The following is a 16352-nucleotide window of genomic DNA, read 5'->3' on the forward strand; positions in this document are numbered from 1 at the left end:
TTGACTCCATTTTTTACGCAAAAAAAAGCGCTTTCCGAAAGGAAGCGCTTTTTTGATGCGTGACGTTATGTCAGAAAATATCCGGCGTTATCAGAACGGGATATCGTCGTCAAAATCCATCGGTGGTTCGTTAGACGGTGCTGGAGCCGCTGCAGGAGCCTGCTGTGGACGAGACTGTGCGCCGCCGCTGAACTGGTTGCCGCCCTGTGGCTGCTGTGGTTGACCCCAGCTTCCACCCTGCTGCTGACCACCACCTGCTGGTGCGCCGCCACCCTGACGGCCGCCGAGCATCTGCATGGTGCCGCCCACGTTAACAACCACTTCGGTGGTGTATTTCTCAGCACCCGCCTGGTCGGTCCATTTGCGGGTACGCAGCTGGCCTTCAATGTAGACCTGGGAGCCTTTGCGCAGGTATTCACCCGCCACTTCCGCCAGTTTGCCGAACAGCACAACGCGGTGCCATTCAGTCTGCTCTTTCATTTCGCCGGTCGCTTTGTCACGCCAGGATTCAGAAGTCGCCAGCGTAATGTTGGCCACTGCACCACCACTCGGCATATAGCGTACTTCCGGGTCCTGACCCAGATTACCGACGAGAATAACCTTATTTACGCCTCTGCTGGCCATGATCGTGTCTCCTGAAAACATTTCTTAATAGTGTAATTGGGAGATTGTAGCATTACAAAGTGTCGATTTGATAGTTTGCGAGTCTGATTCCAGGTTTCCGTTGTGGTCTCTTGTTGTTGCAGCGAAACGCTGGAGGACGATTCCAGTACTGTATATTCATTCAGGTTAAACTGTGTCATAATTAGCCGTTTCTGCCGTTTGTCCTTCTAACAAACCAGGCATTCCGAGTCTCTACCGGGAAAGGTGAATGGATAAGATCGAAGTTCGGGGCGCCCGCACCCATAATCTCAAAAACATCAACATCGTTATCCCTCGCGACAAACTCATTGTCGTGACCGGGCTTTCTGGGTCAGGTAAATCCTCGCTGGCGTTTGATACGTTGTATGCCGAAGGGCAGCGGCGCTACGTTGAATCACTCTCCGCCTATGCGCGTCAGTTCCTGTCATTGATGGAAAAACCCGACGTAGACCACATCGAAGGGCTGTCTCCGGCCATCTCTATCGAGCAAAAGTCGACGTCACATAACCCGCGTTCCACCGTCGGGACCATCACTGAGATCCACGATTATCTGCGTCTGCTGTATGCCCGCGTGGGTGAGCCGCGCTGTCCGGATCACGATGTCCCGCTGGCGGCGCAAACCGTCAGCCAGATGGTTGATAACGTGCTGTCGCAGCCGGAAGGCAAACGCCTGATGCTACTTGCGCCTATCATTAAAGAGCGTAAAGGCGAGCACACTAAAACGCTGGAAAACCTGGCAAGTCAGGGCTACATCCGCGCGCGTATTGACGGCGAGGTCTGCGACCTTTCCGATCCGCCAAAACTTGAGCTGCAAAAGAAACACACCATTGAAGTGGTGATTGACCGCTTTAAAGTGCGTGAAGATCTGACTCAACGACTGGCTGAATCATTTGAAACCGCGCTGGATCTGTCCGGCGGCACGGCAATTGTCGCCGACATGGACGACACCAAAGCCGAAGAACTGCTGTTCTCCGCCAACTTTGCCTGCCCAATTTGTGGCTACAGTATGCGCGAGCTGGAACCGCGCCTGTTCTCGTTCAACAACCCGGCGGGCGCGTGTCCAACCTGTGACGGCTTGGGCGTGCAGCAGTATTTCGATCCCGATCGCATCATCCAGAATCCTGAACTCTCTCTGGCAGGTGGCGCTATTCGTGGCTGGGATCGTCGTAACTTCTATTATTTCCAGATGCTGCGCTCGCTGGCGGAGCACTATGAATTTGACGTCGAAGCCCCTTGGGGCAGCCTGAGCGCGAATGTGCATAAAGTCGTGCTGTACGGTTCTGGAAAAGAGTCGATTGAATTCAAATACATGAACGATCGTGGCGACACATCCGTGCGCCGTCATCCGTTCGAAGGCGTGCTACATAACATGGAACGCCGCTACAAAGAGACCGAATCGAATGCGGTGCGTGAGGAGCTGGCGAAATTTATCAGCAATCGCCCGTGCACCAGCTGTGACGGTACGCGTCTGAATCGCGAAGCGCGTCACGTGTTCGTTGAGAACACCCCACTGCCAACCATTTCAGACATGAGCATCGGCCATGCAATGGACTTCTTCAATAACATGAAGCTGTCCGGGCAACGCGCCCAAATTGCTGAAAAAGTGCTGAAAGAGATTGGCGACCGCCTGAAATTCCTGGTCAACGTCGGTCTGAACTACCTGTCACTTTCCCGTTCAGCGGAAACGCTCTCCGGCGGTGAAGCCCAGCGTATCCGTCTGGCAAGCCAGATTGGCGCAGGTTTAGTGGGTGTCATGTACGTGCTGGATGAGCCGTCGATTGGCCTGCACCAGCGCGATAACGAACGCCTGCTTGGCACGCTGATTCATCTGCGGAATCTCGGCAATACGGTGATTGTGGTTGAGCATGACGAAGATGCGATCCGTGCAGCGGACCATGTGATTGATATCGGCCCGGGTGCTGGCGTACACGGCGGTGAAGTCGTGGCCGAAGGCACGCTGGAAGCGATCATGGCAGTGCCGGAATCGCTGACAGGCCAGTACATGAGCGGCAAACGCAAAATCGAAATACCGAAACAGCGTGTGCCTGCGGATCCGCAAAAGGTTCTGAAACTGACTGGCGCGCGCGGCAACAACCTGAAAGACGTTACGTTGACCGTGCCGGTTGGGCTGTTTACCTGTGTCACTGGGGTATCGGGTTCCGGTAAATCAACGCTGATTAACGATACGTTGTTCCCGCTGGCGCAAACCCAACTGAACGGGGCAACGCTTGCAGAACCCGCGCCGTACCGCGATATCACAGGGCTTGAGCATTTCGATAAAGTCATTGATATCGACCAGAGCCCGATTGGGCGTACCCCGCGTTCCAACCCGGCGACCTATACAGGCATCTTTACGCCTGTACGTGAGCTGTTCGCGGGCGTTCCTGAATCACGTGCGCGTGGGTATACGCCGGGACGTTTCAGTTTTAACGTCCGTGGCGGTCGCTGCGAAGCCTGTCAGGGCGATGGCGTGATCAAAGTCGAGATGCACTTCCTGCCGGACATTTATGTGCCGTGCGACCAGTGCAAAGGCAAACGCTATAACCGCGAAACGCTGGAAATTAAGTACAAAGGCAAGACTATCCACGAAGTCCTGGATATGACCATTGAAGAGGCACGTGAATTCTTCGATGCCGTTCCAGCGCTGGCGCGTAAGCTGCAAACACTGATGGACGTGGGCCTGACGTACATTCGTCTGGGGCAGTCTGCCACGACGCTTTCTGGCGGTGAAGCACAACGCGTGAAGCTCGCGCGTGAACTGTCGAAACGTGGCACCGGGCAAACGCTGTATATCCTCGATGAACCGACCACCGGCCTGCACTTTGCCGATATCCAGCAACTGCTGGATGTTCTGCACAAGCTGCGTGACCAGGGCAACACCATCGTGGTTATCGAGCATAATCTGGACGTGATTAAAACCGCAGACTGGATTGTCGATCTCGGCCCGGAAGGCGGTAGCGGCGGCGGGGAAATTCTCGTCTCCGGCACACCGGAAACGGTCGCAGAGTGCGAGGCTTCGCACACGGCGCGCTTCCTTAAACCTCTGCTGTAATCACTCCGAAAGATGCTGTCGGACTTGCTCCGGCAGCATCCCCATCGCCTGCTGATACGACGCATCCACCAGATAGTAAATTTGCGAATCCGGCAGTGAGCCGTCGAGATAAACCGTGCTCCAGTGCGCTTTATTGAGATGTTTGCTGGGACGCACATCGCTGTGCTGCTGACGTAAGAGATCGGCAAGCTCCGGGCTGGTTTTGAGCGACGTGGCCGGTCGACCTTCAACCTCTTTCACCATCGCAAACAGCACATCAGACACTTTGATTTGTGTGGCTTTCCAGTCGCTGTGGATACTCTGTTCAGCGCCTGGCTTGTTCATGCAATATTGCAGCAACTCCGAAATCGTCATCTTTCAATCCCCTTTTAGCCCCGCCACTGTCCGTCGCGAGTCGCCATGGATGCGATACCCTCCCAACGAATACCTCTTTTGAAAACGCGAGAGGCCAGGAGAGTGAAATGAGTCTGTTCTTAGTGTGCAGCAAGACGGGAGAAAGGGGAAACGCTTCTGATTAAAAAAACGGCAACTTTATGGGTTGCCGCTTTTCGCTGTCAGTATTCAGAATTGACGATAACTTCCTCGCCAAACGCGCCAGCATTGGGCAACGGTTTGTAAGTAGAGTTTGAAGCACGCAATACGCGAATACCGCGTGCACCCGCATCACGGGCAGCGGTGATATCGTTATCTGAATCGCCATAGAAGACTTTGATGCTCTTGGCCTGCAGCCACTCAGTCTTGGTGTTCTGCCCGGCCTTATCGCCCGCAAAAATCACAGGGTTCATGTTTGCTGCCGGGATCAGGAAATCATCCTGCAAGGTTTTCGTCACCGATTCTGTTTTGGTCTGACTACGTCCGGTCCCAAAATAGATGCTGTCGCCACGTTTAACGTGCATTGCAATCAGCGCACGAGCGACTTCTTTCGGAATGCTGAACTCATCCCAGCCATTGTTCATCTTGTCCCAGAACGCAGGGACCTTCAGATAATCTTCACTATCCGGAGAAAATGTCTTTTTCCCGCGCCAAAAACCCGGGCTGGAAAACAGCACGGTATCATCAATGTCAAAACCCACCGCCATAGGGGGAAGACCTAAAAGACTGTCTTCAATCTGTGCCACAGAGACCCAATGGATCGGCGCCTGTTCGGCGAGTTTCGCTACATTTGTGCCGACATAGACCGGAGATGGCGACGATGCATGAGCATCAACAACGGTGCTGTTGAACGTCAACAACAAGCAGATAGCGCTGAACGCCAATGTCAGTTTGCGCATATTCATCCTTAAAAAATGCGATTGTTATTACTTAAGATCGAGGGGTAGTCAAAAAGCATTTTGACCTTAACTGCGAAAGGGAGTGAAGGAAAGGAATATCTGGCCTGAATGTTATAGAAAAAGATGATAATCACATACATGATTATCATTACCGTCAATGGGCTGAGATTGACTCTCCCGGTTAAGAGAGAGCCAAAGTAAGTGGGCACTTACATGACGGCAGAGAACGCCTGTGCCACGCGTTGTACATTTCGAGAGTTGAGACCCGCGACGCACATACGGCCACTGGCGATCAGATACACGCCAAATTCCTCACGCAGCCGTTCAACCTGAGCGGCGCTCAGACCGGTGTAGCTGAACATGCCACGCTGTTGCAGCAGATAGTCGAAATTGCCTTCCGGCATCGCCTCTTTCAGCACTTTCACCAGCGCCTGGCGCATGGCCAGAATACGCGTGCGCATCGCTTCGACTTCTGCCAGCCATGAGGCTTTCAGCTCAGCGCTGTTCAACACCGTGGAAACGACCTGCGCGCCAAAATTCGGCGGGCTGGAGTAGTTACGGCGCACAGTCGCTTTCAGCTGGCCCAACACACGGCCCGCGGTTTCGCTGTCTTCGCAGACGATAGACAATCCACCCACCCGCTCACCGTACAACGAAAAGATTTTAGAGAAGGAGTTACTGACCAGCACTGGCAAGCCCGCAGCGGCGATAGTGCGAATGGCATACGCATCTTCTTCCATGCCCGCGCCAAAACCTTGATAAGCGATATCAAGGAAGGGGATCAGGTTACGCGTTTTCAGCACTTCAGTGACGGCATCCCACTGCGCGTTCGTCAGATCGGCCCCTGTCGGGTTATGACAGCACGGATGCAGCAGCACGATGTCTTTTTCAGGCAGCGTGTTCAGCTTTTCCAGCAGCGCTTCGAAACGCACGCCGTTAGTGTCAGCGTCAAACCAAGGGTAAGTACTTACTTCGAATCCAGCCCCTTCAAATATAGCGATGTGGTTTTCCCATGTCGGGTCACTGACCCACACTTTTGAACCCGGGAAATAGTGCTTGAGGAAATCCGCACCCACTTTCAGCGCACCGGAGCCGCCCAACGTCTGGATAGTCGCTACACGGTTTTGCTGCAGAACCGGATGGTCGGCCCCAAACAATAACGGCGCAACGCCATTACGATAGGTATTCAACCCTTCCATTGGCAGATAAACCGACGCACCGTGCGGCTGCGCATTCAGCCTGGCTTCCGCTTCGGCGACGGCCTGCAGCTGCGGGATAATCCCGTCTTCGTTGTAGTAGAGACCGATGCTGAGATTCACTTTGTCACTACGAGGATCTTCTTTGAACCGTTCCATCAGGGAAAGGATGGGATCGCCTGCGTAGGCGTCGACATTCTGAAACACGGGTGGATTCTCCGGAGTTATACAGGGCATGAATAAACACAATAAACTGGATACGCAGGAAGATCGAGAAGGATATTCAGGGCCTGAGAAGGGAAGATAGCTGCTGGTAATAGGCTAATCAGCCATCTCCCCGGTCCGGTCAGCATTGCGCTGCCGGGCAAGAAAAGGGGTTTAGTCGAGGTATTTCATCACCACCCGCGAAGTCAGGCGCGTGATAAGTTCGTAAGCACTTACTTTTGTTATTTCTGCAATGCGTTCAACCGGCAGACCTTCGCCCCAAAGCGTGACCGAATCGCCCGCTTTTTCGGTGGCTTTCGGCCCCAAATCAACGCAAATCATATCCATCGCCACACGACCGACAATCTTCACTTCGCGACCCTTAACCAACACCGGAGTACCTGTTGGCGCAGCGCGCGGATAACCGTCGCCGTAGCCCATAGCAACCACGCCGAGACGCGTGTCTTGCTCGCTGGTCCAGGTGCCGCCGTAGCCCACGGGCTCCCCGGCTTTGTGCTCACGCACCGCGATCAGACTGGACATCAGCGACATCACCGGTTTAAAACCGAAATCCTCGCCCCAGGGTTTGTTTTCCAATGGCGATACGCCGTAGAGAATAATCCCCGGACGAACCCAGTCGAAATGCGACTGCGGCCACAGCAAAATTCCCCCGGAAGCGGCGATGGAACGCTGGCCTGGTTTGCCTTCGGTGAAGGTGGTGAAAATATCGAGTTGCTGTTCAGTCGCGCCGCATTCAGGTTCGTCGGCACGGGCAAAGTGACTCACCACGTTCACCGGCTGGCGCACATTTTTGCACAGACTCAGACGTTGGTAGAACGCATTCGCCTCTTCCGGACGCACACCCAAGCGATGCATACCGGTATCGAGTTTCATCCACACAGTGACAGGTGCTGGCAGCTCAGCTTGTTCCAGCGCTTCAAGTTGTTCGGGATTGTGTATCGCAGTATGGAAACCCTGAGCGGAAATCAGCGGCAAGTCGCTGGCATTAAAAAAACCTTCCAGCAGGAGAATAGGCTGGCTGATGCCGCCTTCTCGCAGTCTCAGAGCCTCTTCCAGGCGGGCGACACCAAAGGCATCGGCGTCGGGGAGCGTTCGCGCAGTCTCCAGAAGACCGTGTCCGTAGGCGTTCGCTTTCACGACCGCAACGAGTTTACTGGCGGGTGCCAGTTCACGCAGATGTTGCAGGTTGTGTCGCAGAGCGCGGCGGTTAATGACTACAGTTGCCGCTTGCATTTGAATTCCTTGCTTTATCTTTTTGGAAGTTGGCGTTATTGATGCAGCGAGTTTGGGTGCGGCCAGCGCACAGCCACCGGAGCGTACTAGAGTACGTGAGGATGGCGAGCACTGCCCAATCCCAAAATCGCAAATAAAATAGCCAAATTCATTATTCGTCGTCGTACTGCGGGCCGGCATAGTTATCGAAGCGAGACCACTGCCCATTAAAGGTCAGGCGCACCGTACCGATTGGGCCGTTACGCTGCTTACCCAGAATGATTTCAGCGATCCCTTTCAGGTCGCTGTTCTCGTGATAAACCTCATCACGGTAGATAAACATGATTAAGTCGGCATCCTGCTCGATGGAGCCGGATTCACGCAGGTCGGAGTTGACCGGGCGTTTATCGGCACGTTGTTCCAGAGAGCGGTTAAGCTGCGACAGCGCCACCACAGGCACCTGTAATTCTTTCGCTAACGCTTTGAGTGAACGAGAAATTTCGGCGATTTCGAGAGTACGATTATCCGACAGCGACGGCACACGCATCAGTTGCAGGTAGTCGATCATGATAAGCCCAATCCCACCGTGTTCACGGGCGATACGACGCGCGCGGGAGCGCACTTCCGTCGGCGTCAGGCCGGAAGAGTCATCAATATACATATTGCGCTTTTCCAGCAAAATCCCCATCGCACCGGAGATACGCGCCCAGTCTTCATCATCAAGTTGGCCGGTACGAATGCGCGTCTGGTCAACGCGTGCCAGCGACGCCAGAGAACGCATCATGATCTGTTCGGAGGGCATCTCCAGACTGAAGATAAGAACCGGTTTATCCTGCAACATCGCCGCATTTTCGACGAGGTTCATCGCAAAGGTCGTTTTACCCATTGATGGACGCGCAGCGACAATAATCAGATCTGATGGCTGTAGCCCGGCGGTTTTTTTGTTCAAATCGTCATAGCCGGTATTCACCCCGGTGACGCCATCGTGCGGCTGCTGGAATAACTTCTCGATACGCGCGATCGTCGTTTCGAGCACTTCCGCGATGTTTCTCGGGCCTTCGTCTTTATTTGCACGGCTTTCAGCGATTTTAAAGACGCGGGATTCTGCTAAATCCAGTAAATCTTCACTGTTTCGACCCTGCGGATCAAAACCGGCTTCGGCGATTTCATTCGCCACCGAGATCATCTCACGCACAACAGCACGTTCACGAACGATATCAGCATAAGCACTGATGTTCGCCGCACTTGGCGTGTTTTTCGATAACTCTGCTAAATAAGCAAAGCCACCGACGCTATCCAGTTGCCCTTCACGCTCCAGCGATTCCGCGAGCGTAATCAGGTCAATCGGACTGCCCTTCTCCTGCAATTTCGCCATCTCAGTAAAGATATGACGATGCGGTCGGGTATAGAAATCTTCCGAAACGACGCGTTCAGCCACGTCATCCCAGCGCTCGTTATCCAGCATCAAACCGCCCAACACCGACTGCTCCGCTTCAATCGAGTGCGGCGGTACTTTCAGCCCGGCGACCATTGGATCGCGATCGCGTGGCTCAGTCTGTTGTTTGTTGAAGGGTTTATTTCCTGCCATAGTAAATGGAGTTACCGGGTTAAAGAGTGGGCCGTAAGATTATCATATCTGATGCCCCTAAACGATATCTGGAGGTTGCATGGCAACAAGAATCGAATTTCATCAGCACGGTGGGCCTGACGTACTCAATCCCGTGGAATTTACGCCAACGGACCCGAAAGAGAACGAGATCCAGGTCGAAAACAAGGCCATTGGCATTAACTATATCGACACTTATATTCGCAGCGGGCTGTATCCGCCGCCCTCTTTGCCGAGCGGTCTGGGCACCGAAGCCGCAGGCGTGGTCAGCAAAGTTGGCAGCGGCGTGCAACACATCAAAGCCGGCGATCGCGTGGTGTATGCGCAGTCCGCGCTCGGCGCTTACAGCACGGTGCATAACGTTCCGGCGGACAAAGCCGCTATTCTGCCCGCCGCCATTTCCTACGAGCAGGCCGCCGCCTCATTCCTGAAAGGTCTGACGGTGTTTTATCTGTTGCGTAAGACTTACGAAATCAAGCCAAACGAACCGTTTTTGTTCCATGCGGCAGCCGGTGGTGTCGGGCTGATAGCCTGCCAATGGGCCAAAGCCTTAGGTGCGCAACTGATTGGCACTGTCGGCTCGGCGCAAAAGGCGCAGCGTGCCTTACAGGCGGGCGCATGGCAGGTCATCAACTATCGTGAAGAAAATCTGGTTGAGCGAGTTAAAGAGATTACCCACGGCAAAAAACTGCGCGTGGTGTATGACTCGGTTGGGAAAGATACGTGGGAAGCCTCGCTCGACTGCCTACAGCGCCGTGGTTTGATGGTGAGCTTCGGCAATTCATCCGGCGCGGTAACGGGCGTGAATCTCGGCATTCTCAATCAGAAAGGCTCGCTGTACGCCACACGCCCTTCTCTTCAGGGCTACATCACCAATCGCGAAGAATTAGCGGAAGCCAGCAATGAGCTGTTTTCACTGATCGCTAGCGGCGTGATTAAAGTGGATGTGAGTGAGAACCAGAAATTTGCTCTACACGATGCACAGAAAGCGCATGAAACGCTGGAAAGCCGGGCGACCGAAGGCTCAAGTTTACTCATCCCTTAACGCCGGTTGCGACAAATGCGAAGGGCTTCCCGTAGGAAGCCCTTTCTTTTTTATCGTTCACTGTATGTAGGGTACAGCGCGATGAATTCGTTATCGCGCTAAGAGTGACAGATTTATGACAATCTGCCTACGCCGCCCTTCTCAGGTTGTGACGCACTCCTCAATCCCTTAATAACGCCAGCGGTTATCGCGGCGATACTGCGGCACTTTTGGTTCTTTGACCGCGCGGATAATCCACACCACCGCAACGGCAAGCAGCAACCATGGCAGCAATTTAATCATCAGGGCAAACAGCCCACCCACAAACATCAGCACGGTCGCCACGACAATCGCCGCCAGAATACCCAATACGGAAACCCCGGTGACCAGCAGCATGACAAAGAATCCGAGGATAAATAACAGTTCCAGCATGGCTTTTCCCCTTTTAAAAATAACCCACTGCTTTAACCATTACAAAAATCATGCCAAAGCATAACCCGTTGTTTAATAATAAAAACGCCCCGCAGAGCTTTGCGAGGCGTGGTCAATCAGACTAACTTTTAGCGTAATTATTAACGCTTATTCGCTACCAACTGGAGCGCCTGTTCGAGCACTTCAATATCTGCGCCCGCTTTATGCGCGTTCTCGCTCAGGTAGCGACGCCACTGGCGTGCGCCCGGAATGCCCTGGAACAGGCCGAGCATATGACGAGTGACATGGCCGAGATAGGTGCCGTTGCTCAACTCACGTTCGATATACGGATACATGGCGCGAACCACCGCAACCGGGTCCGGATCACTGCCTTCCACACCATAAATCTCGCGATCGACTGCAGCGAGAATGCCCGGGTTCTGATACGCCTCGCGGCCCACCATTACGCCATCCATATGCTGCAAATGCAGTTTGGCTTCTTCCAGCGTTTTAACGCCGCCGTTAATCGACATTGTCAGGTGCGGGAAGTCACGTTTGAGCTGATAAACACGCGGGTAATCGAGTGGCGGAATTTCGCGGTTTTCTTTCGGGCTGAGGCCAGAAAGCCACGCTTTACGCGCATGGATGATGAACATCTCGCATTCGCCGTTGCCGGAAACGGTGTTGATAAAATCACAGAGGAATTCATAGCTGTCCTGGTCATCAATGCCAATACGCGTTTTGACGGTTACCGGAATCGACACCACATCGCGCATCGCTTTAATGCAGTCTGCAACCAGCTGTGCGTTACCCATCAGGCACGCGCCAAACATCCCGTTCTGCACACGATCGGACGGACAGCCGACGTTGAGGTTGATCTCATCGTAGCCACGTTCTTCAGCCAGTTTGGCACAATGTGCCAGCGCCGCCGGATCACTCCCGCCGAGCTGTAAAGCTAACGGATGCTCTTCCTCGCTGTACGCCAGATAGTCGCCCTTACCGTGAATAATCGCCCCGGTGGTCACCATTTCGGTGTACAGAAGTGTGTGACGCGACAGCAGGCGCAGGAAGTAACGACAATGCCGGTCCGTCCAGTCGAGCATCGGTGCGATGGAGAAGCGGTGTGCAGGATAAGCGGTGGATTGTGTTTCTGGCAGCATGGCGAAGGTTTGAGCATCCGGTGGAAAATGGGGCGCTACTATAGCACAAAGAAAAAGCTGAGGTACGCTGGCACGGAACTACCGGCCAGGCGTAGGCCCGGCAAGGCATCGCCGCCGCCGGGCAAAAAGAACGCAGGAAACGATTAGAACGTCAGACCCAATTGCACGCCTGCGCCCCAGGTTTGGTCTTCACCGTACAAGCCCATTAAATCAACATGTACCGTGTTCAGCGGTGCGAAACCCACACCTGCGGTAAAGACATTGCTGTCATTACCTTTAACATCGGCGCGATAACCTGCTCGCACCGCCAGCCAACTCAACGGCGTCACTTCTGCCCCGACCCCGACATACTGCGAATCGTCTTCGCTCTTGAAGCCTTTGGTTTCCGTCAGGTCGCCATCGGCAGTTAAGGTTAACAGGTCGGTATGCCAGGCCACCCCTGCCGTCACTAACGGACGGATTTGGTAAGTGTCTTTGTAGTTGGTGGTGACGCCCGTTGCACCGTTGGTGATACGCACGTCCTTGGTGTCGATATCGCGTGACATCAGGTTTTGACCACTTAACCCCACAGTCCAGTTTTCACCGAAATCTGCCGCGACACCTGCATCAACGTTAAAGCCAGTATCGTCATTGCGGTACTTGCTCTTTTTCCAGTCATCGCTGTGATAATCATCAATAGAAGTGGTGTAGTTGTAGAGCCAGGTTTGTTGCAGTTTTGGCGTCACGCCCAACGATACAGGCACGCCGCCGATATCGAATTTTCTGGCAATCGCTATCCCATAATCGGAAACAATCGCAGCCTTACCGGAAGCCGTTGAATTGAGGTTATTGGTGAGTTGATCGCTGCCATTCACCAGTGCATCAGCCGCCTGCGAGGCTGCAAACGCATCCGAATTCTGGATGTTACGCAGGTAATCAATATCATTTTGATCGATGCTGGAACTCGCCTGTGCGTGGGCATAAGCTTTAGCAACGAACGCCAGCGATACGGCAGGCGTCGGCACGCTGACGGCTATTCCGGCCCCGGCGTTTGCCCGCGCGGTTTTGCCACGTAGATCTTCCAGTTGCCCTGCGAGATCACCCGCCGCACTCTGGAACTGATTTAACGTTCCGCCCGGATCCATCAGGATCCCTTCTGGCGTCAAATCATCAATCACATTTTGGTAATGGTTGATCTCATCACTGATATCATCGATTTGATCGCGAAGATTGTCTTTGTCGGTAATCTGCGCCCCCACAGATGGAATAACGACAGAGACATCATCATCCGGCTGTGATTTCGCCAGCAGCGCGGGGTTGATCAGCACCGCACTCCCGTAATTCGCCGACGCCACGCCAGTCCCACCCATTGCATCATTTCGTGCTTCAGACCACGTATTGGCCGCTCCCGCCTGATTTGCCATAAACAGGGAGACGGCCGCTGACACCACAGAATATTTGATATTTTTTTTCACAGTATGCTCGTTATTTGCAGGTGAACGTTTATCCCCGTTCAGTTATCCGCTGAAAAGGGTCTAACTATTGCTGTGAATAACGATGTAAAAAGCAGCCAATTAGGGTGATTTGCATTAAGGCGCGCTGTGATAACGTTGGAATATGTGCAGCCCCTCACTATTTATAGAAGAGATTGTTATTTTCGTGAAGGTTTCCCATCATGCTGACCAAAAAATTGCGGCGGATGGTCTACCCATCGGTCCTGGCGGGTCGCGGCATAATCGGTATTAAGCGGATAATAAATACGGTTATGCTTTTTATTCGCTTCGCCGACTACCAGTAGATTTACCTCTTCCTCAGTATTATTGATGAAGGTATGACACACCCCTGTTCCCGCCGGAAAACCTACGCTGTCGCCGGGTTCAAGCTGCCACAGATAGCCGTTGATCCACGCCTGTGGGCGGCCTTCAATCACATAAATAAACTCTTCTTCATCACTTTCTGCGTGGGGATAGGAGGTGCGCCTGCCTGGCGGAATACGTTCATGATGAATCCCTAAACGCATTAGCCCTAGCTTACGGGCCAGCGGCGCGCCGATGGCAAACAATTCTGGGCTGTCGGGATAAGTGGAATTATCGGGCTCTTCCAGTTCGCGCCAGTGACGAATACAGTCTGGTCTTTTCATGATCTTCCCTCAGATTGGGTATGCGTCAGGTATAGCATACCCGGCAGGATATCGGTGTTTTGCCCTGGATATGATAAAGTACGCGTTTACTTTATACCCGATTCGAGGCGCCTATGGACCAGACCACTCCACAAGACATGCTCGTGCAAGCCGAAAGGCTCTGTGCCCAACGTGGCGTCCGTCTGACACCGCAACGCCTCGAAGTGTTACGCCTGATGACGCTGCAACAAGGCGCTATCAGCGCGTATGATCTGCTGGATTTGCTCAAAGTCAGCGAGCCGCAGGCTAAGCCGCCCACCGTTTATCGCGCGCTGGAGTTTTTGCTTGAGCAAGGGTTTGTGCATAAAGTGGAATCGACGAACAGTTACGTGTTGTGCCATCTGTTTGATAAACCGTCGCATACCTCGGCGATGTTTATCTGCGATCGCTGCGGCGTGGTGAAGGAAGAATCTGCGGACGGCGTGGAAGACATCATGCATACACTGGCGGCCCGATTAGGGTTCGCCCTGCGTCATAACGTGATTGAAGCACATGGGTTGTGCTCAGCCTGTGTTGAAGTGGAAGCCTGTAGCACTCAAGACTGTTGCGGGCACGATCATACGATTCTTATCAAAAGAAAGCCGGGCCAGAAATAAGAGTGGGCGGCTATTAAGCCGCCCAGAGGGTTGTACTTCCGTGTACGCACGGGTAGTGCATTCAGTTACCAGCGGTAATCGTTGCGGGTTTCCCAGTCTTTGACCTCAGTTTCGGCCTGATCTTTCGCGTATCCATAACGCTCCTGGATTTTCCCGACCAGCTGGTCGCGCTTACCTTCAATGACCGTGAAATCGTCATCGGTAAGCTTACCCCATTTCTCTTTCACTTTACCTTTCAGCTGTTTCCAGTTTCCGCCGACTTCGTCTTTATTCATGATACTTTCCTCATCGTTCGGTGGTTCAGAGTGAAATAACAATCGTCCGTTAATACTGTTTTCTGCTGGACGTGATAAAGAGTATAGGTAAGGATTTTGCCCGTCGGGGATTATTCAGAATCTTTAACCGTTTGGCTAAAATGTAGCCACTACGAGAACCAGGTTCCTTCCCGCCAGTGACGCCGCCAAATCCATGCCAGCGACAGGCCTCGCAGCGCGAGAAACACCGCCAGCGCAAGCCACAATCCGTGGTTGCCGAAAACAGGAACGGTCAGCAGCGTGAGCGCAAAACCAGCCGCGGCCACCGCCATGCTGTTGCGCATTTCTGCCCCACGCGTTGCGCCGATAAACATGCCATCAAGCAGATAACACCACACGCCAATCACCGGTAAAACGACCTGCCAGATGACATATTTGTCAGCCAGGCTACGCAGTTGGGAAATAGAGGTGAGCATCGCAACGATATGTTCACCCATCACCGCGTAAATGAGAGCAAAAGCCAGTGCGACGATGCCGGACTGCCGACAAGCGGCTTTCCAGACGTGCAATAGTTGGCTGTCATCGCGCGCGCCATACGCCTGCCCGGAATGGGCTTCCACCGCATAGGCAAAACCATCCAGCGCGTAGGCGGTAAAGGTAAGCATGGTCATCAGCACAGCATTCACTGCGACAATATCGCTGCCGAGCCGCGCACCAAACACCGTCAATGCACCAAAACAGAGTTGCAGCAGCAGCGAGCGCAGCATGATGTCGCGATTGAGGGCCAGCAAACGCCGGATATTGCCGCGCCAGGCCTCTTTCAGCAACGCCCACGAAATACCTCGCAGATGCAGCACCCGGCGCACCATCAACAGGCCGATGAAAAAGGTGACGTACTCAGAACAGGCCGTTGCCAGTGCAGCGCCCTGCACGTTCATGTGCAACCCCATCACCAGCCACAAATCGAGCACGATGTTCAGCACATTGCCGACCACCAGCAAAATCACGGGCGCGCGCGCATATTGCACGCCAAGTAGCCAACCAAGGAGCACGAGGTTAGCGAGAGAAGCCGGTGCGCTCAGCCAGCGGATTTCGAGGAAACGCCGCGCCTGTTCAAGCACCGCATCGCTGCCGCCCACAACGTGCAGCGCCAAATCGATAAGCGGAGCGCGCAGCACGACGATGGCCAGCCCGGCCCCCAGCGCCAGCAACAGAGGTTGCACCAGCGCCCTTGCGAGGCGAACGGGATCTTTCGCGCCATACGCCTGGGCCGTCAGGCCGGTCGTGCTCATACGCAGGAACAGCAGCAGCATAAACAGGAAACTGGTCGCCATAGAGCCGATGGCCACGCCGCCGAGATAAACCGGACTGTCGAGATGTCCAATCACAGCTGTATCCACCAGCCCAAGTAACGGAACGGTGATGTTGGAGAAAATCATCGGCAGCGCGAGACGCCACAACGCTTTATCCGCAGCGGTGAAGAACGACATGAGAAACCTGTGAGAGTGAAAAGGTAAAACGAAGTGGCGCCAGAGTAGCGCCACT

Annotated in this window: 15 protein-coding genes; 3 read left to right on the forward strand and 12 right to left on the reverse strand. The window is 53.9% G+C overall.

Annotated features, from left to right (window positions below; genetic code table 11):
• Positions 1 to 90: 90 nt before the first annotated feature.
• Positions 91 to 624, reverse strand: coding sequence for a single-stranded DNA-binding protein SSB1 (gene ssb1, locus VH187_RS04620; RefSeq protein WP_329700312.1), 534 nt, complete (start codon positions 622 to 624; stop codon positions 91 to 93).
• A 247-nt stretch (positions 625 to 871) separates the two neighbouring features.
• On the opposite strand from ssb1, the gene uvrA reads away from it, so the two are divergent.
• Positions 872 to 3694 carry an excinuclease ABC subunit UvrA gene (gene uvrA / locus VH187_RS04625; protein ID WP_329700313.1) on the forward strand — a complete coding sequence of 941 codons (2823 nt, stop codon included), beginning with the start codon at positions 872 to 874 and terminating at the stop codon, positions 3692 to 3694.
• Here uvrA and VH187_RS04630 read toward each other — a convergent pair whose 3' ends face one another.
• The 5 genes from VH187_RS04630 to dnaB all read right to left on the reverse strand — a co-directional run bounded on the left by VH187_RS04630 (position 3695) and on the right by dnaB (position 9186).
• The gene (locus VH187_RS04630; protein WP_329700314.1) at positions 3695 to 4048 is read right to left on the reverse strand and encodes an MmcQ/YjbR family DNA-binding protein; all 354 of its coding nucleotides are present in this window, start codon (positions 4046 to 4048) and stop codon (positions 3695 to 3697) included.
• A gap of 200 nt (positions 4049 to 4248) precedes the next feature.
• Entirely contained in the window at positions 4249 to 4965 is a 717-nt protein-coding gene (aphA, locus tag VH187_RS04635) for an acid phosphatase AphA (RefSeq protein ID WP_329700315.1), read from the reverse strand.
• A gap of 209 nt (positions 4966 to 5174) precedes the next feature.
• Entirely contained in the window at positions 5175 to 6368 is a 1194-nt protein-coding gene (gene tyrB / locus VH187_RS04640) for an aromatic amino acid transaminase (protein ID WP_329700316.1), read from the reverse strand.
• A gap of 171 nt (positions 6369 to 6539) precedes the next feature.
• Positions 6540 to 7619, reverse strand: a complete 1080-nt coding sequence (gene alr / locus VH187_RS04645) for an alanine racemase (protein ID WP_329700317.1) — start codon at positions 7617 to 7619, stop codon at positions 6540 to 6542.
• A 151-nt stretch (positions 7620 to 7770) separates the two neighbouring features.
• Positions 7771 to 9186 (reverse strand): replicative DNA helicase, encoded by a 1416-nt coding sequence (gene dnaB, locus VH187_RS04650; protein WP_329700318.1) that lies wholly within the window; start codon positions 9184 to 9186, stop codon positions 7771 to 7773.
• 79 nt (positions 9187 to 9265) lie between these two features.
• Between dnaB and VH187_RS04655 the strand changes: the two genes are divergently transcribed.
• Positions 9266 to 10249, forward strand: coding sequence for a quinone oxidoreductase (locus VH187_RS04655; protein WP_329700319.1), 984 nt, complete (start codon positions 9266 to 9268; stop codon positions 10247 to 10249).
• 168 nt (positions 10250 to 10417) lie between these two features.
• Here VH187_RS04655 and pspG read toward each other — a convergent pair whose 3' ends face one another.
• From pspG to VH187_RS04675, 4 genes are all read right to left on the reverse strand, one after another.
• Positions 10418 to 10660, reverse strand: coding sequence for an envelope stress response protein PspG (gene pspG, locus VH187_RS04660; RefSeq protein ID WP_329700320.1), 243 nt, complete (start codon positions 10658 to 10660; stop codon positions 10418 to 10420).
• A 140-nt stretch (positions 10661 to 10800) separates the two neighbouring features.
• Positions 10801 to 11799 carry a tRNA dihydrouridine(20/20a) synthase DusA gene (gene dusA / locus VH187_RS04665; protein WP_329700321.1) on the reverse strand — a complete coding sequence of 333 codons (999 nt, stop codon included), beginning with the start codon at positions 11797 to 11799 and terminating at the stop codon, positions 10801 to 10803.
• A 143-nt stretch (positions 11800 to 11942) separates the two neighbouring features.
• Positions 11943 to 13253, reverse strand: coding sequence for a conjugal transfer protein TraF (locus VH187_RS04670; protein WP_329700322.1), 1311 nt, complete (start codon positions 13251 to 13253; stop codon positions 11943 to 11945).
• Between the two features lie 176 nt (positions 13254 to 13429).
• The gene (locus tag VH187_RS04675) at positions 13430 to 13918 is read right to left on the reverse strand and encodes a cupin domain-containing protein (RefSeq protein WP_329700323.1); all 489 of its coding nucleotides are present in this window, start codon (positions 13916 to 13918) and stop codon (positions 13430 to 13432) included.
• Between the two features lie 113 nt (positions 13919 to 14031).
• Here VH187_RS04675 and zur point away from each other — a divergent pair, with 113 nt between their 5' ends.
• Positions 14032 to 14553, forward strand: coding sequence for a zinc uptake transcriptional repressor Zur (gene zur, locus VH187_RS04680; RefSeq protein ID WP_329700324.1), 522 nt, complete (start codon positions 14032 to 14034; stop codon positions 14551 to 14553).
• A 65-nt stretch (positions 14554 to 14618) separates the two neighbouring features.
• Here the strand turns inward: zur and VH187_RS04685 are convergent, their stop codons facing one another.
• Together VH187_RS04685 and dinF are read right to left on the reverse strand one after the other, a co-directional pair.
• Positions 14619 to 14828 (reverse strand): CsbD family protein, encoded by a 210-nt coding sequence (locus tag VH187_RS04685; protein ID WP_329700325.1) that lies wholly within the window; start codon positions 14826 to 14828, stop codon positions 14619 to 14621.
• A 149-nt stretch (positions 14829 to 14977) separates the two neighbouring features.
• Entirely contained in the window at positions 14978 to 16297 is a 1320-nt protein-coding gene (gene dinF, locus VH187_RS04690; RefSeq protein WP_329700326.1) for an MATE family efflux transporter DinF, read from the reverse strand.
• Positions 16298 to 16352: the final 55 nt, after the last annotated feature.

This window comes from Scandinavium sp., assembly GCF_036271055.1.
In the GTDB taxonomy this organism is placed as follows: domain Bacteria; phylum Pseudomonadota; class Gammaproteobacteria; order Enterobacterales; family Enterobacteriaceae; genus Scandinavium.

Excerpts from the sequence above, each read along its gene's own strand:
- ssb1 (WP_329700312.1), bottom strand. The coding sequence starts at position 624 with ATGGCCAGCAGAGGCGTAAATAAGGTTATTCTCGTCGGTAATCTGGGT.
- uvrA (WP_329700313.1), top strand. The coding sequence starts at position 872 with ATGGATAAGATCGAAGTTCGGGGCGCCCGCACCCATAATCTCAAAAAC.
- VH187_RS04630 (WP_329700314.1), bottom strand. The coding sequence starts at position 4,048 with ATGACGATTTCGGAGTTGCTGCAATATTGCATGAACAAGCCAGGCGCT.
- aphA (WP_329700315.1), bottom strand. The coding sequence starts at position 4,965 with ATGCGCAAACTGACATTGGCGTTCAGCGCTATCTGCTTGTTGTTGACG.
- alr (WP_329700317.1), bottom strand. The coding sequence starts at position 7,619 with ATGCAAGCGGCAACTGTAGTCATTAACCGCCGCGCTCTGCGACACAAC.
- dnaB (WP_329700318.1), bottom strand. The coding sequence starts at position 9,186 with ATGGCAGGAAATAAACCCTTCAACAAACAACAGACTGAGCCACGCGAT.
- VH187_RS04655 (WP_329700319.1), top strand. The coding sequence starts at position 9,266 with ATGGCAACAAGAATCGAATTTCATCAGCACGGTGGGCCTGACGTACTC.
- pspG (WP_329700320.1), bottom strand. The coding sequence starts at position 10,660 with ATGCTGGAACTGTTATTTATCCTCGGATTCTTTGTCATGCTGCTGGTC.
- dusA (WP_329700321.1), bottom strand. The coding sequence starts at position 11,799 with ATGCTGCCAGAAACACAATCCACCGCTTATCCTGCACACCGCTTCTCC.
- VH187_RS04675 (WP_329700323.1), bottom strand. The coding sequence starts at position 13,918 with ATGAAAAGACCAGACTGTATTCGTCACTGGCGCGAACTGGAAGAGCCC.
- zur (WP_329700324.1), top strand. The coding sequence starts at position 14,032 with ATGGACCAGACCACTCCACAAGACATGCTCGTGCAAGCCGAAAGGCTC.
- VH187_RS04685 (WP_329700325.1), bottom strand. The coding sequence starts at position 14,828 with ATGAATAAAGACGAAGTCGGCGGAAACTGGAAACAGCTGAAAGGTAAA.
- dinF (WP_329700326.1), bottom strand. The coding sequence starts at position 16,297 with ATGTCGTTCTTCACCGCTGCGGATAAAGCGTTGTGGCGTCTCGCGCTG.